Source organism: Pseudomonas sp. B21_DOA (assembly GCA_030544685.1).
Classification (GTDB): Bacteria; Pseudomonadota; Gammaproteobacteria; order Pseudomonadales; family Pseudomonadaceae; genus Aquipseudomonas; species Aquipseudomonas fluorescens_AO.
Window position 1 is genome coordinate 4,310,818 of sequence record CP086683.1, and the last position, 23,839, is coordinate 4,334,656.

Annotated in this window: 18 protein-coding genes and 4 pseudogenes; 10 read left to right on the forward strand and 12 right to left on the reverse strand. The window is 57.0% G+C overall.

What is annotated here, in order from left to right; translation table 11 throughout:
• Window positions 1-318 precede the first annotated feature (318 nt).
• Window positions 319-2,016: a TIGR04141 family sporadically distributed protein gene (locus tag LJU32_19830; GenBank protein ID WKV91156.1), complete on the forward strand. Its 1,698-nt coding sequence runs from the start codon at window positions 319-321 to the stop codon at window positions 2,014-2,016.
• Between the two features lie 159 nt (window positions 2,017-2,175).
• Here the strand turns inward: LJU32_19830 and LJU32_19835 are convergent, their stop codons facing one another.
• The 6 genes and pseudogenes from LJU32_19835 to LJU32_19860 all read right to left on the reverse strand — a co-directional run bounded on the left by LJU32_19835 (window position 2,176) and on the right by LJU32_19860 (window position 5,637).
• Window positions 2,176-2,787 carry an SIR2 family protein gene (locus LJU32_19835; GenBank protein ID WKV87841.1) on the reverse strand — a complete coding sequence of 204 codons (612 nt, stop codon included), beginning with the start codon at window positions 2,785-2,787 and terminating at the stop codon, window positions 2,176-2,178.
• Between the two features lie 486 nt (window positions 2,788-3,273).
• Complete coding sequence (locus LJU32_19840; GenBank protein WKV87842.1) at window positions 3,274-3,657, reverse strand: ParA family protein; 384 nt, start codon at window positions 3,655-3,657, stop codon at window positions 3,274-3,276.
• A 118-nt stretch (window positions 3,658-3,775) separates the two neighbouring features.
• Entirely contained in the window at window positions 3,776-4,063 is a 288-nt protein-coding gene (locus tag LJU32_19845) for a ParA family protein (protein WKV87843.1), read from the reverse strand.
• A gap of 39 nt (window positions 4,064-4,102) precedes the next feature.
• On the reverse strand, window positions 4,103-4,369 hold the full coding sequence (locus tag LJU32_19850) for a hypothetical protein (protein ID WKV87844.1): 267 nt from the start codon (window positions 4,367-4,369) through the stop codon (window positions 4,103-4,105).
• Between the two features lie 11 nt (window positions 4,370-4,380).
• Window positions 4,381-5,007, reverse strand: a complete 627-nt coding sequence (locus LJU32_19855) for a hypothetical protein (GenBank protein ID WKV87845.1) — start codon at window positions 5,005-5,007, stop codon at window positions 4,381-4,383.
• Between the two features lie 200 nt (window positions 5,008-5,207).
• Window positions 5,208-5,637 (reverse strand): annotated as a pseudogene (locus tag LJU32_19860) (general secretion pathway protein GspC).
• A 120-nt stretch (window positions 5,638-5,757) separates the two neighbouring features.
• Here LJU32_19860 and LJU32_19865 point away from each other — a divergent pair.
• Both LJU32_19865 and LJU32_19870 read left to right on the forward strand, forming a co-directional pair.
• A complete protein-coding gene (locus LJU32_19865; protein WKV87846.1) occupies window positions 5,758-6,204 on the forward strand; it encodes a GspH/FimT family pseudopilin in 447 nt (148 codons plus the stop codon).
• A pseudogene (locus LJU32_19870) lies at window positions 6,201-6,808 on the forward strand (prepilin-type N-terminal cleavage/methylation domain-containing protein). Before LJU32_19865 ends, LJU32_19870 begins: the two are co-directional and overlap by 4 nt.
• A gap of 977 nt (window positions 6,809-7,785) precedes the next feature.
• On the opposite strand, the gene LJU32_19875 reads toward LJU32_19870, so the two are convergent.
• From LJU32_19875 to LJU32_19885, 3 genes are read right to left on the reverse strand one after another with little or no spacing between them, the layout of a single operon-like run.
• Window positions 7,786-8,724, reverse strand: a complete 939-nt coding sequence (locus LJU32_19875; GenBank protein WKV87847.1) for a DUF4880 domain-containing protein — start codon at window positions 8,722-8,724, stop codon at window positions 7,786-7,788.
• Between the two features lie 32 nt (window positions 8,725-8,756).
• Complete coding sequence (locus LJU32_19880) at window positions 8,757-9,308, reverse strand: RNA polymerase sigma factor (protein WKV87848.1); 552 nt, start codon at window positions 9,306-9,308, stop codon at window positions 8,757-8,759.
• The gene (locus LJU32_19885) at window positions 9,305-10,027 is read right to left on the reverse strand and encodes a TonB-dependent outer membrane receptor (GenBank protein ID WKV87849.1); all 723 of its coding nucleotides are present in this window, start codon (window positions 10,025-10,027) and stop codon (window positions 9,305-9,307) included. The genes LJU32_19880 and LJU32_19885 overlap by 4 nt, the downstream gene beginning before the upstream one ends.
• A 163-nt stretch (window positions 10,028-10,190) precedes the next feature.
• On the opposite strand from LJU32_19885, the gene LJU32_19890 reads away from it, so the two are divergent.
• Window positions 10,191-10,478, forward strand: a complete 288-nt coding sequence (locus LJU32_19890; GenBank protein ID WKV91157.1) for a hypothetical protein — start codon at window positions 10,191-10,193, stop codon at window positions 10,476-10,478.
• A 181-nt stretch (window positions 10,479-10,659) separates the two neighbouring features.
• Here LJU32_19890 and LJU32_19895 read toward each other — a convergent pair whose 3' ends face one another.
• A complete protein-coding gene (locus LJU32_19895) occupies window positions 10,660-11,100 on the reverse strand; it encodes a carboxymuconolactone decarboxylase family protein (protein ID WKV87850.1) in 441 nt (146 codons plus the stop codon).
• A 443-nt stretch (window positions 11,101-11,543) separates the two neighbouring features.
• Here LJU32_19895 and LJU32_19900 point away from each other — a divergent pair.
• The 4 genes and pseudogenes from LJU32_19900 to LJU32_19915 all read left to right on the forward strand — a co-directional run bounded on the left by LJU32_19900 (window position 11,544) and on the right by LJU32_19915 (window position 14,954).
• A pseudogene (locus LJU32_19900) lies at window positions 11,544-12,976 on the forward strand (PLP-dependent aminotransferase family protein).
• A 123-nt stretch (window positions 12,977-13,099) separates the two neighbouring features.
• Window positions 13,100-13,393, forward strand: a complete 294-nt coding sequence (locus LJU32_19905) for an antibiotic biosynthesis monooxygenase (protein WKV87851.1) — start codon at window positions 13,100-13,102, stop codon at window positions 13,391-13,393.
• A 228-nt stretch (window positions 13,394-13,621) separates the two neighbouring features.
• Window positions 13,622-14,023, forward strand: a complete 402-nt coding sequence (locus LJU32_19910; protein WKV87852.1) for a cupin domain-containing protein — start codon at window positions 13,622-13,624, stop codon at window positions 14,021-14,023.
• Between the two features lie 217 nt (window positions 14,024-14,240).
• Window positions 14,241-14,954 carry an ATPase gene (locus tag LJU32_19915; GenBank protein ID WKV87853.1) on the forward strand — a complete coding sequence of 238 codons (714 nt, stop codon included), beginning with the start codon at window positions 14,241-14,243 and terminating at the stop codon, window positions 14,952-14,954.
• A 164-nt stretch (window positions 14,955-15,118) separates the two neighbouring features.
• Here the strand turns inward: LJU32_19915 and LJU32_19920 are convergent.
• Both LJU32_19920 and LJU32_19925 read right to left on the reverse strand, forming a co-directional pair.
• Window positions 15,119-20,013 (reverse strand): annotated as a pseudogene (locus LJU32_19920) (NAD-glutamate dehydrogenase).
• Window positions 20,014-20,492: 479 nt separating this feature from the next.
• Complete coding sequence (locus LJU32_19925) at window positions 20,493-21,887, reverse strand: hypothetical protein (protein WKV87854.1); 1,395 nt, start codon at window positions 21,885-21,887, stop codon at window positions 20,493-20,495.
• A gap of 293 nt (window positions 21,888-22,180) precedes the next feature.
• On the opposite strand from LJU32_19925, the gene LJU32_19930 reads away from it, so the two are divergent.
• Together LJU32_19930 and LJU32_19935 are read left to right on the forward strand one after the other, a co-directional pair.
• Window positions 22,181-22,534, forward strand: coding sequence for a hypothetical protein (locus LJU32_19930; protein ID WKV87855.1), 354 nt, complete (start codon window positions 22,181-22,183; stop codon window positions 22,532-22,534).
• A 345-nt stretch (window positions 22,535-22,879) separates the two neighbouring features.
• Window positions 22,880-23,839 carry a MoxR family ATPase gene (locus LJU32_19935; protein WKV87856.1) on the forward strand — a complete coding sequence of 320 codons (960 nt, stop codon included), beginning with the start codon at window positions 22,880-22,882 and terminating at the stop codon, window positions 23,837-23,839.

Below are 23,839 nucleotides of genomic sequence, written 5' to 3' on the forward strand. Positions count from 1 at the left end.
ATCTAGTCACGCGATTAAAATATGCCCCCTTCATCCTAGCCATTGATTTAAAACAACAAATTAGCAAATCTGGTCGTCATCGTACGATAGTCACTGATGACCTCCCTCCTGATTTCGGTCATTTCCAGCTATTGGTGCCGGCCAGAAACGTATCTGGGGGTTAGGAGTCAGTTCGACCACCCGGAAAATTTTCTGCCTACCCGAAACGCTAAGGGTTGTTTATTGACATAACCACTAATGCTGCTTAGCTATTGAATAATCCGCGTCTAATCAGAGGATAACCATGGCCGATCAAGGAGTTGAAATCGCCCAAATATCATTTTTCCTCTCAAGAGAAGAAAGAAAAGTCGACTCTATACTCGACAAAAAAAAGATGTTTTAAAAAACTCATCTGCGCGAGAATTCAAGTTTTCGGTCAATGAAACAGATTGTCACTTCATTTATTTTGAGACAACGAGCGCAAAATCAAATCCGCCTTGGTTGAACTTCATCAATGAAAAACTTCCATCGGTAGAAGCACCTCTCTTCAGCTCGAAAGCCAAAAACCCAAATGGAATCTTATTTTTAACCGTCAACGAAAGGGTGTTTGCTGCGACCTTTGGCCGCAGTGCCGCAAGCTATCTAGATCGAAGTGCTTTCGAGCCGGATTTTGGAATAAAAACAGCTATGAACATGTGCGGCAACGAAGAAATACGTCAGACAAAAACCGAGAGCCACGCAATTACCCCAACACATATCGACAGACAGGTAAACAAGCCGATTGACTCTTTCGCTTTCGGCCTTAGCGAAACGGAAGACCTTCGGTATATATCGGCTCACATGAAAGACCACAGCAATATAACTCTTCAAGGTCGCAACAACTTAACAATAAAAATTATTGGACAAGATAAGCTGAATTGGCCGCTATTGATTGGCTATTGCGAAGATTTTTTAGTTGCCTATGCATGCAAGGATTACACCACGCTCTTCCCAAACTACAAGCACTTTGACGAAGCGACGGAGTCAGAAAGCAAGATATTAGATGAGTATCTACTCACTCACCTTCGATTAAAGAACACAAGCAATGTTAGTCTAGGGATTCCCGAAGTACTAATTGATCCGGATTACGGATTCTCGTATTCAAGTAACAAACGGTCCGGCGATAGGACTTATGCGTACCTAGACATCCGCCAATTATTCGACCATATGAAGGCTGAAAAAATAACATCCGCAGCATTGAAATCAAAGCATATTTATGCGTATTCCCATGAAGAAAACCAAGTGCTAGGCTACAAGAAATGGCCAATATACAACTGCCTATCTTTTGAACAAGCCTTAGGGGATAAATACTTTGTATTAAGCGACGGGAAATGGCTGGAAGTAGATAGCGACTTTTACACGGAAATAATAAACTTCACTAAAGTCACACTCCACGAAGAAGCATGCGAAGATACTTATAGACATATCGATATCAGCGACGATATAAAAATGCAAAACAGAGAGAGCATCTTTAATAAAAAAATATGCGAAATACGCCCTTCGTGCGTTTTGTTTGACCAAGCGAAGCTCCAGATAGGATCCGGTCGCAAAGACAAAGAATTTTGTGACATTTTAGATCTCACCGATAATAATAAGATGAGAATTATTCATTGCAAACCATACAAAAATGCCTCTTCAACAAACTATTTGTTTTCACAAGCCCAATTCTACTGCCAAGCTTTCATCAATGACCAAACTTTTCTCGACGAAATCAGGCGCCACACAAGTTTGTCTGTTAGTACACGAAAACTAGAATACCTGGAGTACATTAAATCCAGTATTGCGGACATCCATGGCGAAGACTACATAGTGTGCCTGTGGCTCCTATGCGACCAGCGCTTACCGATGCCAGTTAAAACTGACATACCATTGATGGCTCAGTATGAATTAAAATTGATGCACGAACATTTGCGAAATGTGTGCAAATTTCACGATGTAATAATACGCTTTATCCCCGTTATTAAGAAAAATTATATAAAAGACATTTCCCGCTTATAAATCAAAGGAGACGGATTTATTTATCAAACAATTCAAAATAGACCCGTCGCCATTGTTGATTAAACGACCTCAACTGAATGAAGCCTACAAACGACCACATAAACATCGTAATCAGCAGCGAATGCCCAACCGCGGACGCGGAGCACAACGTTTTATTTGCTACCACGCTTGACTTTTACTCAACTCAATTCTTTCAAGCTCGACCAACACCTTTAATGAGTCGAGTTCTTTTGATAAGTTAGCATGATCCTTAGTCGCAGCATATTCTATGAAATTTATTTTCAATGAATCACTTAATACAGACTTGACCTCTGAGCAAAAATTATTTGAGGCGGTTACAAAATAATGACTTTGCCCATACGGATGTCTGTACCTGTAGTTTTCTAATAGAGATCTAATATCCGGATCACTTACACCACACCCAACAAAAATAAAGGTATGGGTGCGAAGAAGCGCATCTAACAGCTCATAAAACTGACTATGAGAGTTACGAGCTTTAGCGTAATCGGCTCTTGTGAAAATCAGCTTGTTCGGAGAGGAAATCGTTCCGTGACTCTTTATCAAAACTCGCTCATGTCTGCGTAAACAATCTGCAATGTCGTCATCATGATAAATCTTTGTAGTAAGTGCTCCGGCCCCGCGCTCACCTGCTGCGGTCTCGTAGATGCTGTCAAAGTTAGGCGTAATTGCTATTCGCAAGTCTAAATTAAATAGCGTCTTGTGTATTGGGGCTGCTTTGAAGTCAGGCGTGTGGAAACGCGATTTTACCAAGTTTGTAAATTTTTCCTGTCTAATTTCGTTCCGTATAACTTCGGCTGCGGTGAGGTAATCCCCAGCTTTTATAAGTGCGTTAATTTCCTTAACTATCTTCTTACCAGGAGCGCCTATCTCCCTTGCGGCCTCAGTTAAAAAACTTGCCCAACTCGGGGTCTTACACCACCGTTCCCTGAAGAGTTCATAGAGACGCCAGCGCCAAAAAAAGCACACAGCGCCTGCAAGCTATGGAGTGAATTAGTTCCTTTGGCCAAATTGACATTTAGATAATCTCATCCATATTCACACGTAGACTTGCAGCGATGTCTGCGATGACCTTTTCAAATTGTTTTACCTTGTCAAAGTGCGCACCCACTACTCCATCAGCCGACTTCAGCATAAATATTGGCTTCGTAGATGTTTGGGCCATTGGAACCAAACTGCTGAAGTAAGGGATTTCACCAAGTTTGTACTCTAATACCTTTCCATGGTTTATTTTCTCTATCAGACTTTTTTGATAGCTGGCCCGATACGTTTTATGATCTTTTCGTAAGCATCTACGGGTTGTTTTTTTCCTGCTACGGTTTTAGCAGTGTATTGCTGGGTAACATAACCGAGAAACTTAATGCCTTGAGGATTTCTTTGATGCAGACCATCAAATAGAAAATCTTCATTATTATCTTCTTTGTAACTTGTAAGACCACGCTCCAAGCCCTTAGTCCAACTGGTAATTGCAACCTCTATATTTTGAAGCCCCCGCAAGCTAAAAATATCCGAGGACATAGGCAAAATAAAATAGTCACACGACAAAAGAACAGTGCGATTTATCGCGCCAAGTGAAGGACCTATATCAAAAAAAACATAATCGTATTTTTTTTCGAAGCCCACTCCAGCAGCGCTCTAAAAAGAAATGTAGTTTTTAATCCTCGCTCCTGCCCGCTAGTTGCATCTACCCAGTCCTTCGCCAAAAAATCCTCAGCTAAAGAAAACCTAGGATCGCCGGGTACTACATCCACGCCGAAAGATTCACTTTTTTAATCGGAATCTCAGAGTAACCCTTCGATTTTTTCAAGGAAGTCACTAACTGATTTATAGTTTCTCCATCTTTAGATGACGCATAAAGATCATCAAGGACCTTCTCCTTGAACATATATGCGGTAGCATTGCATTGTGGGTCAGCGTCAACCACAAGCACCTTCTTATTACTTCTCAAAGCATAATGCGCAGCTAAATTACAAAGTAGGGTTGTCTTGCCAACTCCACCTTTATTATTGAAAACGCAAAAAGCTTTCATATTAGATCCTTAATTGAAAATTAACCAAGCACTAGCATGTCAGGCACGAAACAACTGCCGGATTTTTCCTGTCCATTTTTTGTCATGTATTATTCTTAGATATTCGTGCCCACCATTAATAATCTCTTCCTTCGACAACGATGAAAGCTTTTCCCAGTCATCTCCAAATATATACGTAGCATTGTTGAGATGAATACTTTCTAAAAAATGAAGCTTTTTAGATGTAAAACCATAGACAAAATATCCTGAGTACCCGCCACGGCCTGTAGCTAAAAAATCTGGTTCGTACTTGGATATTTCTCGCATTCTATGCTCAATTACTCCTTTTTCTGACTGACTGAGCTTTGTAAGGTAGGGAGCCACAATGCCCGAGGCTCTGCTCCAAGGGTATTTCCTTGGGGCAGTACTTCCCATTGAAGCTGGCGCGCGGATAAATCTGAGATCGTGCCTTTTGAAAAATCGAATATTTGAAACTCATTGAAATATTCAAGTAGCAGATTAGCCAAATGCAAGGCAAGTACTGCATCACTCGAGAGATCTATTTGACGTGTCGCGATGTACAATATTCCGCCAAAATCTTTAAGGAATAGTTTTTCACTGGGAGGAGAAATAAAATCTATAGGGTATACATCCATAGTCCGATGCTGGATGCCGTCATGCTCTCGCCCATGCCAGTCTTTCCATGTCCTATACTGAGGTATAACCTTTTTTATTAGTGGAAGATCTCTCCGCTTAATTTCTTTCCCGCTGATATTAAAGCTAGAGACTTTTCCAACGTCCGAGGCAAGAATTGAATCGCCATCATGCTGGAGATAATTAATACCAATTTCTTTTTGCCGGACTGGAGTTACAGAGTCCCGGCGGACGACGAACATCACATCACTTGCACCTTTTGCCTCAACGATAAGGCGCGCGGTACTCTTTATTGACTGTCCCTTGATCATTCCTGCCCCTTCGTGTGAGGTTGTCCGTTCTCAAACGGTAGCATCCTGACATCACTCTTGGAACCCCGATAATCGAAGGAGTCCACTTTTGAAGCACTTAAGTCGCATCTGGCCATGCCCGTTAGTGAGTGCTTCCAATAATTCGTTGCGGGCAAAGACAGAAGCGAATACCCGGCTCTTCAGTTTATCCATTCGACATTTCAAGGCCGCGTCAACGTCGGCAACACCACCCCTCCCCCAACCTCTCCACCCCCAAACTCACCCTCTCCCCACCCCGCTCAATCACCACCCCATCCCCCTCTACCCCCACCAACTTCACCCCAACCCCAACCTTCTCCCCCACCAAAAACTCCTCGGCGCGCCATCATTCAAACTCAATATCGCCACCGTCCCACTCCCGCCTGCGATCACCCCGCTCACCTTGATATCCACCGGTGCGGTCTCATTGGAGAACCACTGCAACGCCGGGCTATCGCTCCTCGCCGCGAGCACTTGCGGGGTGGCTGCGGGGGTGTGGGATTCCGCCGTGGTCAGCAGCAACGACGACCAAGTCGCGACGCCCACCAGGGCGGCGAGCAGGGCCAGGGTCTGGACGGTTTGCGCCGGGGTAATCCGTGCGGTGAGTTTCATGGGTTGTCGCTCCTTGTTGTCCCTGCTGCCAGCCTACGCGGCAATTCTCTCCGTTTTATTTCACATGCCTTACATGTTCGCCGGGCACGATGGGGTGGGACGCCAAGGAGCGCGTGGGTGATGAGCAGGCAGCAGGGTTTTACGTTGATCGAGTTGATGGTGGTGCTGGTGATCATCGGGATTGCCAGTGCGGCGATCAGTTTGAGTATCAAGCCCGATCCGTTGCAGTTGTTGCGCAAGGATGCCGAGCGGGTTGCGCAGTTGTTGCAGGTGGCGCAGGCCGAGGCTCGTGCCGATGGGCGGCCGATTGTGTGGGTCGCGGATGCCAAGGGGTTTCGCTTTGGGCGGCGTGGGGATGATGGCGTGGGGTTTGAGTCGTTCAAGGAGGATGCGCAGTTGCGCCCGCGTGCGTGGCAGAGCCCGAAGGTGGAGGTGCGTGTGGAGCCCCGGCAGACGGTGGTGCTGAATGCCGAGTGGATCAATCCGCCGTTGCGGCTGATTTTGTCTGATGGGGCCGATCGGCTGAGTGTGCTGCGCGATGGCGCTGGGCGGATCAGTATTCAATGAAGACTCAGCAAGGGTTCACTCTGATAGAGGTGATGGTCGCGATTCTGCTGATGGCGGTGGTGAGTCTGATTGCCTGGCGCGGGCTGGACAGTGTGACGCGGGCGGACAGTCATTTGCAGGCCAGCAGTGAGCAGAGCGACGGGTTGTTGCGGGTGTTGAATCAGTTGCAGCGCGATGTGGACATGCGCGCGGGGGTGGAGTTGAGCGAGCCGCGCAAAGTTGGGGTTGAGGATGAGGCGCCGACTGCGCCGCCGGCGGTGACGGTGCGTAGTAGCGACAGCAAGGGGTTTCGGCTGGACATTATTCGTAGCGCGGCGGATCAGCCGGGGGCTTTGCAGCGGGTGCGCTGGTGGGTCAAGGGGGATACGTTGTATCGGGCGGTGTCTGAGGCGCGCAGTCGCTATCCGTTGCCGGCGCCTGGGAATGGGGTGGCGGTGTTGAGTGAGGTGAGTGATGTGCAGGTGCGGGTTTGGGAGGTGGACAAGGGCTGGCGGCAATTGAGCGGCAATCGGCGGGAGGATCCGTTGGGGTTGGAGATTCGTTTGAGTCGGCAGACGGCGCAGGGGTTGAGCGGTATCGGCAGGTGATTGGGTTGTTGCAGTAGCCGGGACCACCGCAGGGCTTTTGTAGGAGTGAGCCTGCTCGTGATTGCGGTGGGTCAGTCAATATTGTTGTTACTGGTAGACCGCTTTCGCGAGCAAGCTCGCTCCCACAATTGGGTTGGTGGCGGGCAGTTGCAGGTTGGTTGGCTGTTAGGCCGTCATCGCTGGCAAGCCAGCTCCCACAGGGATCGAGTGCGACCGGAAAATATTGGTCAGTTGGGCAACCACCTTCGCGAGCAGGCTCGCTCCCACAATTGGGTTGGGGGCGGTCAGTTGCAGGTTGGGTGGCTGTTAGGCCGTCATCGCTGGCAAGCCAGCTCCCACAGGGATCGAGTGCGACCGGAAAATATTGGTCAGTTGGGCAACCGCTTTCGCGAGCAGGCTCGCTCCCACAATTGGGTTGGGGGCGGTCAGTTGCAGGTTGGGTGGCTGTTAGGCCGTCATCGCTGGCAAGCCAGCTCCCACAGGAATCGAGTGCGACCGGAAGATATTGGTCAGATGGTAGACCGCTTTCGCGAGCAGGCTCGCTCCTACAACTGGGTTGGTGGCGGTCAGTTGCAGGTTGGTTGGCTGTTAGGCCGTCATCGCTGGCAAGCCAGCTCCCACAGGGATCGAGTGCGACCGGAAGATATTGGTCAGATGGTAGACCGCTTTCGCGAGCAAGCTCGCTCCCACAGTTGGGTTGGGGGCGGTCAGTTGCAGGTTGGTTGGCTGTTAGGCCGTTATCGCTGGCAAGCCAGCTCCCACAGGGTTCGAGTGCGACCGGACGATATTGGTCAGTTGGGCAACCGCTTTCGCGAGCAGGCTCGCTCCCACAATTGGGTTGGGGGCGGTCAGCTTTAGGTTGGTGGGCTGTTAGGCCGTCATCGCTGGCAAGCCAGCTCCCACAGGGATCGAGTGCGACCGGAAGATATTGGTCGGCTGGGAAACCGCCTTCGCGAGCAGGCTCGCTCCACGGGGATCTGTGTGTGGCAGGCAGTTAGCTGAGCACGACCACGCCGCCCGGCAGTTCGGTGCATTTGACGCCGTAGGCATCGCGGATCAGCAGGGCGACGCCGGCGAGTTGGTCGAGGTTGAAGCGGGCCTGGACGCGGCGTTGGCCGAGTTCGCGGTTGAGCAGCAGGAGCATGCCGGGGCGGTAGCGGTTGATTTCGTCGATCATCTGGCTGAGGGTCGCGCCGTTGAACACCAGCACTTGTTGGCGCCAGTTCATCACGGCGGCGGTGTCGACGGTTTGCACGTTGCCGATTTGCCGTGCGTCGTAGGTGACTTGCTGGCCCGCTTCGAGGCGCAGGTTGCGGCCGTCGATGGCGACGTCGACCGCGCCGTCGAGGCAGGTCACGCAGACTTGCTGGTCGGTGTTGCGCAGGTTGAAGCGCGCCTGACTGGCGCGCAACCACCCTGCCCCGGCCTGCATCGCCAGCGGCAGGCGTGCGGTTTGCACTTCGACTTCGCCGCTGACCAGTTCAAAGCCCTGCACGCCGTTTTCGACGCTGCGCTGGTTGATGCGGGTCTGCGTGTTGAGTTCGAGGCTGACGCCTTGTGCCGGTTCGACGCGGCGCTGCTGGCCGACTTCGGTGATGTAGTCGGCGCCCAGTCCTTCGAAGCCGCCGGGAATGGTGCCGCGCACCAGCAGGAACGCGGCGGATGCGGCAATCGCGCCGCCGAGAAATGCCCGTCGACCGAAACTGCGTCGGCCCTGCACGGCTTCGGCGGCCGGTTGCAGGTGATGCCATAGCCGCTTGGCTTCTTCGAAGGCCCGAGCGTGTTCGCCACTTTGCGCGCACCATTCGCGCAGGGCGCGGGCGTCGGCGACGGTGGCGCGGCCCGAGGTCAGCAGGATCAGCCAATCTTGGGCTTCGCTGTGCAGAGACTCGGTGGCCGAAGGCTCGGCGGGTTTCAGTCGAAAGATGTTCAAACGCGCAAATTCTCAACGGATTAATCGGGTCACTATTCGCTAGACGGTTTTCCGGCCCCGCGACCGAACCGCTGAAACACTTTTCTTTCAAGTTTCGCTGCGCAGAAGCCCAGCGCGGCTTTGATTTCCTTCTCGACCATGCGCGTGGAAATGCCGAAACGCTGGGAGATTTCCAGGTGCGGCGCCTCTTCCAGCCGCGCGGCGATGAAGATCCGCCGACGTCGTGCGGGCAGTTCGTACAAGGCGCTGAGCAGGGCCTGCATCTCCTTTTGCCCGCCGACCACCCGCGCCGGGTCGAGGGCCTCGTCGCCCAGTTGCAGCAGCTCTTCGACCTCAGTACCGGTGAGCAGGCGCGCATCGGCCTGACGGCGGTCGGCGGCGATGTTCAGGGCCATGCGATACAGGTAGGCGTTGGGCTTGAGCAGGTTCGGCGGGGTTTCCATGCGATCGACCCGCAGCCAGGTTTCGTGCAGCACGTCGTTGGCCAGGTCCTCGGAGCCGAGGCGGCGGCGCAGGCGCACGCGAAAATCCTCGTAGGAGCTGAGGAACAGCTGGCCCATCACGCTTTGTCCGGCGTCTTTCATCCCCCGGAAACTCCTTCCCATCTCGTGCATTCCATGCGTTTCCCTGACGACTCCGGTAACAACAGCAACGTGACCGGCTGGCGCAAGGCGCTGGGCGTCGGCCGATCGATTGTGAGGTTGCGAAAACTTTCCACCAGCGCGTTATCGCGCCGTACATCGCCGGTCGAAGTGACCAACCGGTTGTGCTGCACCACGCCGTCGCGCCCGACCCACACCTGCAACACCGCGCGATAACTGCCCGGCCGGGTCAGCGGCGAACGGCACAGCTTGCGCTCGATCGCCGCTTGCACCGCCGTCGCGTAACTGCGGTTGACCGCGACAGCGGCCGGCGTGGGTTTGTCCGTCGCCACTGGCAGGTCTTCCACCTGCGCCGCTTGCAGGGTGAACGCGTCGGCCCGGGCGTAGCGCGCCATCAACCCGGTGCCGCCGAGCAGATGGCGCAAAGCGTCGGCGGCGGTGAATTCGCCATCCACGGCAAGGGAGCGACGGCCCCGGCTCAACTGACTGTCGACCAACACCGCGACGCCCGTGGCGCGGCTGTATTGATCCAGCGCCCGGGCCAGCTCCTGGGCCGGGATGTGCAAGGTCAGGCGCATGTCCGCCGCTGCCGGATCAGCATTGGCCGCGTTGGCCAGCAGACCGAGCAGCCACCCCAGACCCGCGCGGCGCACAAGCGTCGCCGAGCGCTGAAGACTGATCCGCGAACTGCCTCGCTGCACGACTGGCGCACCCCTGAAAATCGCTATCCTGCGGGGCATTTATGACTCTGGTATGACGGGCGGTGCAAAAAACCATCACGGGTTTTGCGCCGCGCTTGCACTAGACTCCAACCCAGAGCGGCCCATTCCGGCGGGCCAGGAGGCGGACATGAAAACGCGGTGGATGTGGGTCTTGCTGATGACGGTGGGCGCGGCGCAGGCGGAGGAGCCGCTGGGCTGTATCGAGGTCACGGTCGGCGGTTACAAGGCGCCGAATTACGATTGCCTGAGCCAACAGATGGGCAACAATCCCGACGGCGCGGCGGCGGCGCAGAAAAACATGGAAGCGTTGAATGTGCCGGTGCACAAGCGCGCGCCGAATCAGGTAGGGCTGGCTACACCGTCGGCGACCAGTACGCGGATGGGCAATACGTTTGGCACCTCGGTGAAACCGCAGCGGCCGGCGAATTGAATCGCACTGTGGGTGCTGAGGGGATTTAGCGCCTGTGGTGAGGGGATTTATCCCCGTTGGGTTGCGCAGCGGCCCCGAAGTCGCCTGACTCTGATCTGTCAGATAAACCGTTTTCACCGTTTTGGCGTCTGCTGCGCAGCCGAACGGGGATAAATCCCCTCGCCACAGGGATGGGCGCTTTTCAGTCACTCGGGGTCTGGCGGAAACTCACGGCCAAGCGATTCCAGCTGTTGATCGTGCTGACCGCAACCGTCAAATCCACCAGTTCACCTTCATCAAATTGCTCGCGCGCCTGCTGGTAGACGTCATCGGGCACGTGGCTTTCGGCCAACAGCGTCACCGCCTCGGCCCAGGCCAGCGCCGCCCGCTCGCGAGGGTTGAAGAAGTTGCTGTCGCGCCACACCGCGATCGCGTAAAGGCGCCGATCACTCTCCCCGGCTCGCCGCGCGTCCACCGAGTGCATATCGGTGCAGAATGCGCAGCCGTTGAGCTGCGAGGCGCGGATCCGGATCAATTGCAGCAGCGGCGCTTCGATGCTCAGGTTGCTGGTCAGCGCCTCCATGGCAAGCATCGCTTTCATCGCCTTGGGCGACGCGTTGTAGTAATCCAGACGCAGGGACATGGCGCGGCTCTCGGCAGGCGGAATGATGAGTTCACGGTAAGGGCTGTGCAGGCTGTGTTACAGCCCCAATTCCACGAATTTCGGCTACACCACTGAACCTCGGCCAAACGCAATACCTGTGGGAGCGAGCTTGCTCGCGAAAGTGGTTTCCCAGACCAATATTCATCCACTGCACCACCGCCATCGCTGGCAAGCCAGCTCCCACAAGGTTTAACGTCGTTCACAAGATTTGTGCACGCCGCAAAAACTGTGGGAGCTGGCTTGCCAGCGATAGCGGAGTGTCAGACAACGAATCTGTTCAATGACCCACCGCTTTCGCGAGCAGGCTCGCTCCCACAGGGATTTACGCCAATTTGCGGTTTTTACTCCACGCAACTACTGCCAAAAGCCCAACAACGCTAATCTGACCGACACTTCACTCAACACCCGGGAGCCTCGTCGGTATGGAACTTCATGTCGTGATCAACGGCCGCAAGGATCTTGCCGGACAGTTGTATCAGCAGTTGCGCGCGGCGATTGAATCCGGGCGGTTGGCGGCGGGTACGCAGTTACCGCCGAGCCGCTTGCTGGCCGAGCAATTGGGCATCTCGCGCAAGACCATTTCCGACACCTATGCGCAGCTGACCTACGAAAATTTCCTCACCGGGGTGATCGGCAAAGGCACCTATGTCAACGCCCGCCCGGCGCAGGTGCAGCGCAAGCAGAGCCACACCGAGCTGGCCAGTGCCGAGGTGATCGAGAGCTGGCGCAATCTGCCGGTGTTCCTGCGCCACCCGACGCTGCAAGGTTCGCTGCGCTACGACTTCATCGGCGGCGCCACCAGCAAAGGCCAGTTCCCGCACGACGACTGGCGCCGCTGCGTCGCCCATGCGATGCGGCAGATGGCGCAGTCGAAAGGTTTCTACAGCGTCGCCGAAGGCTTGCCGGCGCTGCGCAATGCGATCGCCCGGCACATCGCGTTTTCCCGTGGCATCAACTGTCAGGACGAGGACATCGTCGTGTGCAACGGCGCGCAGCAGGCGCTGGACCTGATTGCCCGCGTACTGACCCGTCCCGGCAGTCTGGTGGCCATGGAAGACCCCGGCTACCCGCCCGCGCGCTTGTTGTTCGGCACGCATGGCGCGGAGGTGGTCGGGGTGCCGGTGGATGCCGAGGGCATTCAGGTCGAGCACATTCCCGATGGCACCCGGCTCATCTATGTGACGCCATCGCATCAGTTTCCGCTGGGCATGGCCATGAGTCAGGCGCGCCGCGAGGCCCTGCTCGCCCGTGCCCACGAGCTCGGCGCGATCATCATCGAAGACGATTACGACAGTGAATTCCGCTACGAAGGCCGGCCTACGGATTCGCTGTACAACCTCGATCAGCGCGGCATCGTCGCCTACGTCGGCACCTTCTCGAAAACCCTGCTGCCGGAGTTGCGCCTGGGCTACGCGATCCTGCCGCCGTCGATCATCGAGGCAGTGATCCGCGCCAAACAGCTCACCGATCTGCACGCCTCGACTCTGCCGCAATGGGCGCTGGCCAAGTTCATCGCCGAGGGTTGCCTGCTCAAACACATCCGCCGCTGCCACACGATCTACGCGCAACGCCGCGAGCGGATCCTGGCGCGCATGACGACTGACCTTGCACCGTGGCTGCAAGCCGTGCCGGCCAGCGCCGGGTTTCACATGGCGGTGTTCTGCAAGGTGCCTATCAATTTGCCGTTGGTCATCGAGCTGGCAAAAAGGTCGAGGTCGGCCTGTATGCGATCAGTGGTTTCTACTACCAGCAGCCGGCGAAAGAAGGCCTGTATTTCGGCTTCGGCGCCATCGAGACCCTGGACATCGACATTGCTCTGGATCGCCTGCGCGACATCCTCGAACAGCTGTCATGAGCCGTTGGTATAAGGCTTTTACCGCCGATTGGTTATTGGTGATTCATGGCGGCAGGCCTATTCTGCACAGGCGTTATCCCTCAGTGAGCAGGATTCGTCCGGCCTGATTCAGGAGTGTGAGCAATGTCCAGCGAAGTGATCAATACGGTTGAGGTGAAGGCTGCTGCGGGCCGCTCGGAAGAGCTCGGCAAGCAATTGCAGAAGATCGTCGACACCCTGCGCGAAGCTCCGGGCTGCGATTCCTACCTGGTCGACCGCTGCCCCGAAGACAGCCACCGCTGGACGGTCAGCGCGCGCTGGCAGTCCGAAGCCGCGATGCAGGCGCATTTCAACCGGCCCGAGGCGCAGGGGTTCATCGACCTGATCGACAGCCGCCTGGCCAACAGTGTGGATTTCAACAGCTTTCCCATCGTCTGAACCGGCCTCTTCGCGAGCAAGCTCGCTCCCACAGGTTTTTTGTTGTTCACAAGATGGGTGAGCAACCGCAAAACCTGTGGGAGCGAGCTTGCTCGCGAAGGCGATTTGCGCCACACCGAAATCCTTGCGCGACCAATTGGTCACCTGATCTTCGCGAATATTGGCCGTTTGAACCGGCCCCATTGCGGCCTACTGTGAGCACACCCCAACCATCACAGGTAACCCGCCATGAAAGCCCTGCCCTTCTTTGCCGCCGCCCTCGCCTTCAGCCTGTCCGCTTCGGCAATGGCTCACGACCCGTCCGAGAAAGTCACCGTCCTGCAGGAACAACTGCTGAAAAACGCCCCCGGCAAGAAAGCCATGATGATCGAAGTCGACTACAAGCCCGGGCAATCCTCGATCGCGCACAAACACGAAGGTACGGCGATGGCTTACGTACTCGACGGCGAGGTCATTTCACAGGTCAAAGGCGAACAGGCCATCACTTACAAGAAGGGCCAGTTCTGGTACGAGCCGGCCGGTTCCGAGCATCTGGTGTCGAAAAACGCCAGTTCGACCAAGCCGGCCAAGTTGCTGGTGTTCATGGTCCTGGCACCGGATGAGCAGGTGCTGATCCCGCTGGAAAACTGATGGCTGCCTGACCAGCCATAAACGAAAGGCGCGAATCGAACATTTGCGCCTTTTTTATTGCGCGGCGGCATTAACTGCGAACGCTTAAAGCCAATAAAACTAACCGCGCAAATGTTATTCAGCCAACGGTCAGGCCGGCAGGTTTAACCTGAATATCCGCCGATATCTTCGGCCCCTGCACACTCATCGACAGACCTTGTTTCACGGGAGAAACACCATGAAACCTGCGCTTCCCGCCTTGCTGGCGATCTCCGTTCTGCTGCTCTCTGCCTGCTCTGTTCCCACTGCTCCGCAAGCCGTGTCATCCCTCGACACGCTGCTGCCGCACCCGACCGGTCGCAGCAGTGCTACTCAGGTCAAGAGCGGTCCCGGCGTCTCGCTGGGGGTGATTTACAGCCCCGGCACCCAGGCGAATCGCCAATACCTGCGCGAGTATCAGGCCAAGGCCGGCACCGGTTTTGGTCAGAGCCTGCTGGTGCAGCCGATTCACGACGCCTACGTCGCCAGCTCCAGCCCGGATCGCGCGGTGGAGTGGGTCAACGCTTCGCTGCAACGTCAGTTCGGTTCGGTGACGGTGTACCCGGACATGCAAAGCCTGCGCGCGGCGAGGCCTGATGTGGTGGCGATCGTCGATACCCACAGCCAATTGATCACCTCGCGCAGCTCGGATATCCGCGCAGATGTCAGTGCCGATTTCTACGATGGGCAATTGAACTACATCGGCACCGCGAAGGGTTCGGAGGCTAGGGAGCTGACGCTAGTGTGGGCGGACTTCAAGCGTTCGGAAGAGATCGTGGCCGATATCAATCAGCAGGAAGAATTGCAGGTTGAGGCGTTAAGGGAGTTTGATCGGTCACTCAGTAATCTGGTTGTGCGGCCGGTGGAGAAAGTGTCGATGCTCGAGAGTAAACCAGCTCAAAAATTGTATTGAATGTAAGTACCTCTTCGCGAGCAGGCTCGCTCCCACATTTTGGAATGCGATCAACTGTGGGAGCGAGCCTGCTCGCGAAAGCGCCAGCCCAGACACCACAAAAAACACGGGCATAAAAAAGCCCCTGCATCTTCCGATACAGGGGCCTTTCATTCAGCCACTACTTACGCCAGTTCAAGCTCGGCATTCGCAGCAACCGCAGGCACGATTGCTTGCCCGCTCAACGCCAGATCCAGCAGTTCACGGTTGGCCACCGCGTACATGGCGTAGTCCGTGCCGCTCGCAGCACGGATTTCCACCAGCATGGCGCGCCAGCGTTCGATCATGCTTTCGTGCTGGGCCATCCACAGCGCCAGGCGTGCTTCCACGTCCTGGGAGCCGTCGCCCTGTTGCAGGACGGAGATGGTGATCGCCCGTTGCTGCCAGTCGACGTCATCACGGAACGCTTCACGGGCCAGAGCCTGCCAGTTGTTTTCTACCGGCAGCGCGCTGATCTGTTGCAGGTACCAGGTGATGTCCAGCGCAGAGCCCACAGCGAAGTAAGCCTTGGCCACTTCGGCCGGGTCCTGCCCGGTGACGTCTGCGGCTTCGATGATCGGCAGCAGCGTGTACAGGTGCGAAGTGCCCGCAACCATCCGCGCCAGCAGTTCCGGCACACCGGCTTCGACGTACGCCTGATAGCGCGACTGCCAGTTCTCGCGGATTTCGCCGCTGAGCAGTTCGTCGAGTTTCAGGCCCAGCTCTTTCAGGTGCGGACCGAAGTGCGCGACGTCACGGGCAGCGTTCTGCTCGTTGCGGCGGGCACGCAGGAACCAGCGCGTGGCGCGACGGCCCAGACGCATCAGCTCGTCCATCAGCTCCAGCTGGACGTCAGCGGAAACCTGATAGTCCAGCGCTTCGATCTGACGGAACCAGTGCGGGAGGTGGAAGATGTCGCGCACGATCACGTAAGCGCCAGCCACGTTTGCCGGGCTCATGCCGGTCGACTCTTTGAGTCGTTGCACGAAGGTGATGCCCATGTGGTTGACCAGATCGTTGGCGATCTGGGTGCTGACGATCTCGCGCTTCAGACGGTGACGACGCATGGCTTCGGAGAACTTGCTGACCAGGGTCGGCGGGAACGCCGTTTCCATGTCGCGGGTCAGGTAATCGTCGTCCGGTACCAGCGAGCCCAGCAGCTGCTCTTTCAGGTCGATCTTGCTATAGGAAATCAGCACCGACAGCTCAGGACGGGTCAGGCCGTGGCCCTCAGCGACGCGCTCGGTCAGTTGCTCTTCGGTCGGCAGGAATTCGATGGCACGGTCCAGCTTGCCACGGCCTTCCAGATCGCTCATCAGACGCTTGTACTCAGCGATGCGCGCGTAGGCACGGCGCGCCGCCAGGGACAGGGCCTGAGTCTGCTTGTAGTTGTTGCCCAGCACCAGATTGCCGACTTCGTCGGTCATGCTCGCCAGCAACTGGTTGCGTTGCTTGTCGGTCATGTCACCGGCCTGAACCACTTCGTTCAGCAGGATCTTGATGTTCACTTCGTGGTCGGAGCAGTCCACGCCACCGGCGTTGTCGATGAAGTCGGTGTTGGAACCGCCACCATTGAGACCGAATTCCACACGACCCAGTTGGGTCATGCCGAGGTTACCGCCCTCGCCCACGACCTTGCAGCGCAGCTCGTTACCGTTGACGCGCAGTGCATCGTTGGCCTTGTCGCCGACATCGGCGTGGCTTTCGGTGCTGGCCTTGACGTAGGTGCCGATACCGCCGTTCCACAACAGATCCACCGGCGCCTTGAGCAAGGCGTTGAGCAGTTCGGTCGGGGTCAGCTTGTCAGCCTGGATGTCGAAGCGTTCTTTCATCTGCGGCGAGATCGCGATGCTCTTCGCGCTGCGCGAGAAGATACCGCCACCTTCGGACATGATGCTGGTGTCGTAATCGGTCCAGGCCGAACGCGGCAGGTCGAACAGACGCTGACGCTCGACGAAACTGGTCGCCGGGTTCGGGTTCGGGTCGATGAAGATGTGCATGTGGTTGAACGCGGCCACCAGTTGCAGCTTGTCGGACATCAACAGGCCGTTACCGAACACGTCGCCGGCCATGTCGCCGACGCCAACCACGGTGATGCTGTCTTCCTGAACATTGATGCCGCGCTCGCGGAAGTGGCGCTGCACGCCGACCCACGCGCCCTTGGCGGTGATGCCCATTTTCTTGTGGTCGTAACCGGCCGAACCACCGGACGCAAACGCGTCACCCAGCCAGAAGCCGTAATCGATGGCAATGCCGTTGGCGATGTCGGAGAACGTTGCAGTGCCCTTGTCCGCCGCGACCACCAGGTACGGGTCATCGTCGTCATGACGCACGACATTGACCGGCGGCACCAGTGCGCCGTCCTTCAGGTTGTCGGTGATGTCCAACAGACCGGAAATGAAGATGCGGTAGCAGGCGATGCCCTCGGCCGCGATCTCGTCACGGCTGCCGCCCAGTGGCAGACGACGCGGCAGGAAGCCGCCCTTCGCGCCCACTGGCACGATGACCGAGTTCTTCACTTGCTGGGCTTTTACCAAACCGAGCACTTCGGTACGGAAGTCTTCTTCACGGTCGGACCAGCGCAGACCACCACGGGCAACGTTGCCGAAGCGCAGGTGCACGCCTTCGACGCGTGGCGAGTAGACGAAGATTTCAAACTTCGGCACTGGCTTGGGCAGCTCAGGGATCGCGTGCGGGTTGAACTTGAAGCTGAAGTACGACTTGTTCTGGCCGTTGGCGTCAGTCTGATAGAAGTTGGTGCGCAGGGTGGCTTTGATCAGGTCGAGGTAACGACGCAGGATGCGGTCTTCGTTGAGCACCTGAACATCGTCCAGTGCGGTCAGAATCGCTTGTTCCAGACGCAGTTGCTTGTCTTCCAGATCATCGCTGCCGAGCTTGCGCGCCAGGTAGAAACGGGTCTTGAACAACCGGGTCAGCTCGCGAGCGATGTCGGTGTGGTTGTTCAAGGTGCTGGCGATGTAACCCAGGTCGAAACCCAGACGAATCTGCTTCAGGTAACGGGCGTAGGCACGCAGCAGCGCCACGTCGCGCCATGGCAGACCGGCGGTCAGCACCAGACGGTTGAACGCATCGTTCTCGGCATCGCCGCGCACGATGTGGACGAACGCGTCCTGCAGCGTGTCGTTGAGTTGCTGGATGTCGAGGTCCAGACCTTCAGCGGCGGTGAAGGCGAAATCGTGAATCCAGAACTCGCGGCCGTTGGTGTGACGCAGACGGTACGGGAATTCACCCAGTACGCGCAGGCCGAGGTTTTCCAGAATCGGCAGGACGTCGGACAACGCCAGCGGCGTGTCGGCGTGATACAGCTTGCAATGCAGCTCGCGCTGGCCGGAAACCTGACCGAGCGGCTGATAGAAGCTCATCACCAGCGGATTCTTTTCGTTGAGGCTCAGCAGGTGCTGCATGTCGACCACGGCCGAATGCGCGGCAAAACGCTCGCGGTAACCGGCCGGGAAGCCTTTCGGGAAGTCGGCCAGCACGTTGGTGCCGTGGGCTTCGCCGAAGCTTTCGACGGTCAGTGCGGCGTAGTCGTCCTGCCAGCTGCGGCAGGCCTGGACCACTTCTTTTCCAGCAGCAGCGGGTCGATGTCGAGACGGTTCTTCGGATCGACGCGCAGAATCAGCTGCACGCGGGCCAGCACGGATTCCGAGAAGAAGGTCCAGAACTCGCAGTCGGAAGCCTTCAGGCGCTCCATCAGCACTTGCTGGATCTTCTGGCGCACTTCAGTGGAATAGATATCGCGCGGCACGTAGGCCAGGCAGTAGCAGAAGCGACCGTACGGGTCTTTGCGCAGGAACACGCGGATCTTGTTGCGTTCCTGGATCTGCACGATCGACATCACGGTGGTGAACAGTTCGTCGACCGGGGTCTGGAACAGGTCGTCACGCGGCAGCACTTCGAGGACCTGCGCCAGTTCCTTGCCCAGGTGAGCCTTGGACTGGAAGCCGGAGCGGCGCTCGATTTCTTCGACCTTGCGGCGGATGAACGGGATGACCCGCACGCTCTCGCCATACACCGACGAGGTGTACAGGCCCATGAAACGGTGTTCCTTGATGACTTTGCCATCGGCGTCGATTTCGCGGATCGACACGTAGTCCGGGTAAGCCGGACGGTGTACGCGGCTCGGGTGCGCAGCCTTGGCGAACGACAGCAGGGTCGGTTCGCGCAGGTAGGACACGGCGTAGTCTTCGATGCGCAGGTCTTCGTAGGTCAGGCCGGTGCGCAGCAGTTTGGTCAGGCCGAGGAAGGAGCTCTGGTCGTACTCGATGTGGCCGCCATCGGCCTGATCGGTGACCACGAACTCTTCGTAGCCGAGGAAGGTGAAGTGGTTGCCCACCAGCCATTCCAGGAAGCTCTTGATTTCGTTCTTTTCGTCGGCATCGACCGGATAGGCGCTGTTGTCGAGCTGGGTGAGGATGTCCTGCACCTTGGCTTTCATCGGCTCGAAGTCAGCGACGGCAACGCGCACTTCACCGAGCACCTGCTCAAGCTCTTTGCTCAGCACGTTCAGCTCGGCCGCGTTGGCGCAGCGGTCGATTTCCAGGTACATCAGCGATTCGTGCAGCACGCCTTCGCCGGTGCTGCCTTTTGGCAGGATTTCCAGCAATTCGCCCTTGCTGCCACGACGCACGCTGAGCACGGTGGTCTGCAGGGTGTGGATGCTGTAGCCGCGACGGTTCAGCTCGGTGCGCACCGAGTCGACCAGAAATGGCAGGTCGTGGTGTAGCACTTCGACCGCGGTGTGGGTCGACTGCCAGCCGTGGCGTTCGTAATCGGGGTTGTAGACACGCACTTGCGGTTGCGCGTGATCGAAGCGCTCAAGCAGGCGCCACGCAGAGAGAGTACAGCCAGCGAGGTCGGAGAGGCGACGTTGAGTCAGCTCGTCCAGGGAAATGATGCCGAAGAATTGTTCAGCGAACAGCGCCACTTGTGGCAGTGCCTGTTCACTGATGTGCTGCGCCAGTGCCGCTTGCAGTTGGTGCTGGAAGTCGGCTTTGCTGGCTGCGGTGAAGAACGCCATCTGTGGTACTCCGCTTAAGCTTGTTATTGATGGAAAGCGTCGCGTGCAACAGCCCTTTCGGGCCTCGTGTCGCCCTGTTCCTGATTCTCGGGCAGAGGAAACAGGGAGACAGGTGGGTGAAGCTGGACGGGACACTCAGGTCACATTCACCTTCCATGAATGAGCATCTGCAAAAGCGACTGCCAGCGCTGCCGGCAATGCCTTTACGGGTGCTCATCCGTTGCGCAGCTTAATGGGTGCGACAATGTGTCTGCTTGCGGTGCTGCGACATATTCGGTCATTGGCACGTAAATGCGGGGTTTGGTCTGCATCAACACTAGCAGGCGTGCGCCGAAATGCAGGTTCGAAACCCCGATTTCACGGGACTTTCGTGCCAGGTCGGTCGCCGAGGACGTTACATATCCGGAAACGAAAACGCCCAAGGCCCTGTTATCGACCCTGAGCGTGGCATCCGGTTCAGCGCCAGCGGTTGACGCGGATCAGTCCGGCAGTTCCTCAAAGGCTCTGAATTTGCTCACCGTGGCGCAGTCGTAGCACATCGTCTGCAGGATCTGCTTGTCCATGCTGGCGTCGATGTTGCTCGAATCGCATTCGCGGCAGAACAGGCGCAGGTGGCTGAGCAAGTCGCTGTCGAAGGCCACGGCGGAAAAGAATTGCGGGACCAGTTCGTCACGCCAGTACATGCCCGGCGATTTGGAAAATCCGGCGCCGCTGTCCTTGAGCACCACGTCGTAAAGCAAGCGCTGCAAGGCCGTTTGCGGCACCCGCGCGTCGCGATGGGCGTTCTTGCGCCAGTTGCGCGCGAGCGCGTCCTGCGCCGTGCCCAACATATTGCGCGGGATGGTGTTGGAGGCATGGCTGCGTCCCTTGGAATTGCCGGTGGCGTAGAAGTGCGCGGCGTTCCTCACCGCGAGGCGGGCGAAGTAATACAACTGACTCACCGAGAAATCCTGCAGCAACTGCCCGACCACCTCCTCGGCACGGGCTTCGGCCGTGAAGGCAAAATCCACTTCAGCGGCCAGCACACGAATGTATTGAATGGACGCTTCGCGGGCGAGACTGAAGACCAGCGAATAGATTTCGCTCTTCCAGGCGGCTTTGACGCTGCCCGATAACTCCTGATACAGCACACGGTACAAACTCTCGCGGGTACTGCGCGCCACGCCGTCGAGCGTGACGCTGGGCAGCCAGCGCACCGCGCTGTACTCGCGGATATTGCAGCCCTCACTGCGATCGAAGGCGTTGATGTCGGAATCGGTGGAAACTGCCAGCACCCCGGCTTCGTGCAGGCCCTTGAGCAACTCTTCACGGGCCTCGAACGTCAGGGCGAGCAGCTCTTCTCTGGATGGCGCATTCAACGGCGCAATCCATTCAACGGTCGCGCCGTAACCATCATCCAGCAAGGCGAGCAACGTCAGCTTCTGCACGAACCCCAGATTGGCGTAAGGCACTGCGGGGCATCGCGCGCCATACCGAGCTTCCAATTCCAGGCGATCACGCGCGGCCCGGGCGGCAAGCTGCTGATGGCGTAACTTGAAACACTCTGTGCAGCTGCACGTCGTCTGGCGGCTATGGGTACCGGGAAGGCTTTGCTGGTGCTCACAGCGTACGCATTTGAATGTACTGCGCAGCGAAAGCGGAGTACCTCTGGCGTGTCGGCGTATCCACATCGGCAGATTGCAGTAAGGACAGCTGAGGTCGGCACTGATAACCGGGGGCAGAACCTTGAGCAGACTGCGCACCGTTGCAGGGATCTGAAATTCCGCCATCAGCGCGGCAGTTTTTTCGCCGTCGAGATAGCGCTTGTAGATCTCCTCGATCTGTTCCTCGGACAGGTGGCGGATTTCTTCGGCGCGGTCGAAATATTGGGTCATGGCAAAGTTCCTTTTTTGGGGTCGTCGTAACGCACTCCATTGCGCAAGAGCGGCGAAACTAACGGTAAAAAGGCGGCCATCACAAGCGAAAAATCGCAATTTCGGGTGGATTTTGCGCATCCGGCAATTGCCTTACGCTGGCGTCGGATTTTCCCTTCTTGCTACTCGGAACTGGGCGACGGAAATGTCCTGCTTTGCCACTTTTTACCGATGCAGGCAGCGCGAACGAGCAGAGACTGGCAAAATCGCGCCTTCGAACAGATTCATCGCCGCCACTGCCCAGGATTTCCCCAATGCAAATGACCACCGCCCTACTGATCGTCAACCCGTGCGACGACGAAGAAGACAACATGGCCATGCTGTGCTGCCACAGCGACAAAGGCGAGATGTTCCTGATGAGCCGTTATCCGGATGAGGATGAGCTGGAAATCACCCTGGATGGCGAGCCTTCGACGCTTGACGGGGTGAAGGTCACGCTGACGTCGAAACTGCTTAAGATCGAGATTGCTGCGGCGGATGCCGATGCGTTGAATGGCGATGATGTGCTGGAGATCGCGTTCAACCCGGATATGGTGGATATGGATGAAGTTGTCGAGACTTTGAAGAACATTCTCGATGGGACCGGGACCTTTATCAGCGAGGTTTAATGGGGCCTGCAAGGGCCCTATCGCTGGCAAGCCAGCTCCCACAGGGACCGATGCGCTGCACCAATCGCATGCACTGCGCCGAAACCTGTGGGAGCTGGCTTGCCAGCGATAGGGCCGGTACTGGCGCCGCTACAATTTCCTGCTTTGCGAAAGATCAAAAGATCGCAGCCTTCGGCAGCTCCTACAGGGGATCGCATTCCAACCGGGAAGCTGCCGAAACCCGCGATCTTTTGCTCTTTTGCACAAAATGCCGTTAGTCGCCGCCCCCACGATGGATTAAAGTAACGCCCCCAGCCCCGGCGTTATCCGAACGCCCCGGCCACCCCTTTCCAGGAACAGTCACCGATGGAACATCGTGAAGCGCTGCTAGCGCTGCGAACCTTTCTTTCAACGCAGATTCTCGGCCAGGAAAAACTCATCGAGCGCTTGCTCATCGCCCTGCTCGCCGACGGCCATATGCTGGTCGAGGGCGCTCCCGGTCTGGCCAAGACCAAAGCGATCAAAGAACTCGCCGAGGGCATCGAAGCCCAGTTCCATCGAATCCAGTTCACCCCCGACCTGCTGCCGGCCGACATCACCGGCACCGAAATCTACCGTCCGGAAACCGGCAGTTTCGTCTTCCAGCAAGGGCCGATCTTTCACAATCTGGTGCTGGCTGACGAAATCAACCGCGCGCCGGCCAAGGTGCAATCGGCCTTGCTCGAAGCGATGGCCGAGCGTCAGGTCAGCGTCGGGCGCAGCACCTATGAGCTGTCGCCGCTGTTTCTGGTGATGGCCACGCAGAACCCGATCGAACAGGAAGGCACCTATCCGCTGCCCGAAGCCCAGCTCGACCGTTTCCTCATGCACGTCAAGATCGGCTTCCCCGACGCCGCTGTCGAACGGCGCATCCTCCAGCAGGCCCGTGGCGAGGCGCTGAACGGCGAGACCAAGCCCGAGCGCCGGGTCAGCCAGCAGGCGATCTTCGCCGCGCGCAAGGAAATCCTTGGTTTGTACATGGCCGACGCCGTGGAGGAATACCTGGTGCAACTGGTCATGGCCACGCGTAACCCGGCCAAGTTCGACCCGGAAATGGCCGAGTGGATCGCCTACGGCGCCAGTCCGCGCGGCTCGATCGCCCTTGATCGCTGCGCCCGCGCCCACGCCTGGCTGGCCGGTCGCGATTTCGTCAGCCCGGAAGACATTCAGGCGGTGCTGTTCGACGTGTTGCGCCATCGCATCATTCTATCGTTCGAAGCCGAAGCTGCTGGCATCGATCAGGACCGCGTGGTGCAGCGGATTCTCGACGTCGTCGCCGTCGCTTGA

Bases quoted from the DNA above. Each gene is read 5' to 3' on its own strand.
- LJU32_19845 (WKV87843.1), bottom strand. From the start codon at position 4,063: ATGAAAGCTTTTTGCGTTTTCAATAATAAAGGTGGAGTTGGCAAGACA.
- LJU32_19880 (WKV87848.1), bottom strand. From the start codon at position 9,308: ATGAAAGACGCCGGACAAAGCGTGATGGGCCAGCTGTTCCTCAGCTCC.
- LJU32_19855 (WKV87845.1), bottom strand. From the start codon at position 5,007: ATGATCAAGGGACAGTCAATAAAGAGTACCGCGCGCCTTATCGTTGAG.
- LJU32_19930 (WKV87855.1), top strand. From the start codon at position 22,181: ATGCAAATGACCACCGCCCTACTGATCGTCAACCCGTGCGACGACGAA.
- LJU32_19850 (WKV87844.1), bottom strand. From the start codon at position 4,369: ATGCGAGAAATATCCAAGTACGAACCAGATTTTTTAGCTACAGGCCGT.
- LJU32_19935 (WKV87856.1), top strand. From the start codon at position 22,880: ATGGAACATCGTGAAGCGCTGCTAGCGCTGCGAACCTTTCTTTCAACG.
- LJU32_19925 (WKV87854.1), bottom strand. From the start codon at position 21,887: ATGACCCAATATTTCGACCGCGCCGAAGAAATCCGCCACCTGTCCGAG.
- LJU32_19910 (WKV87852.1), top strand. From the start codon at position 13,622: ATGAAAGCCCTGCCCTTCTTTGCCGCCGCCCTCGCCTTCAGCCTGTCC.
- LJU32_19905 (WKV87851.1), top strand. From the start codon at position 13,100: ATGTCCAGCGAAGTGATCAATACGGTTGAGGTGAAGGCTGCTGCGGGC.
- LJU32_19865 (WKV87846.1), top strand. From the start codon at position 5,758: ATGAGCAGGCAGCAGGGTTTTACGTTGATCGAGTTGATGGTGGTGCTG.
- LJU32_19890 (WKV91157.1), top strand. From the start codon at position 10,191: ATGTGGGTCTTGCTGATGACGGTGGGCGCGGCGCAGGCGGAGGAGCCG.
- LJU32_19915 (WKV87853.1), top strand. From the start codon at position 14,241: ATGAAACCTGCGCTTCCCGCCTTGCTGGCGATCTCCGTTCTGCTGCTC.
- LJU32_19895 (WKV87850.1), bottom strand. From the start codon at position 11,100: ATGTCCCTGCGTCTGGATTACTACAACGCGTCGCCCAAGGCGATGAAA.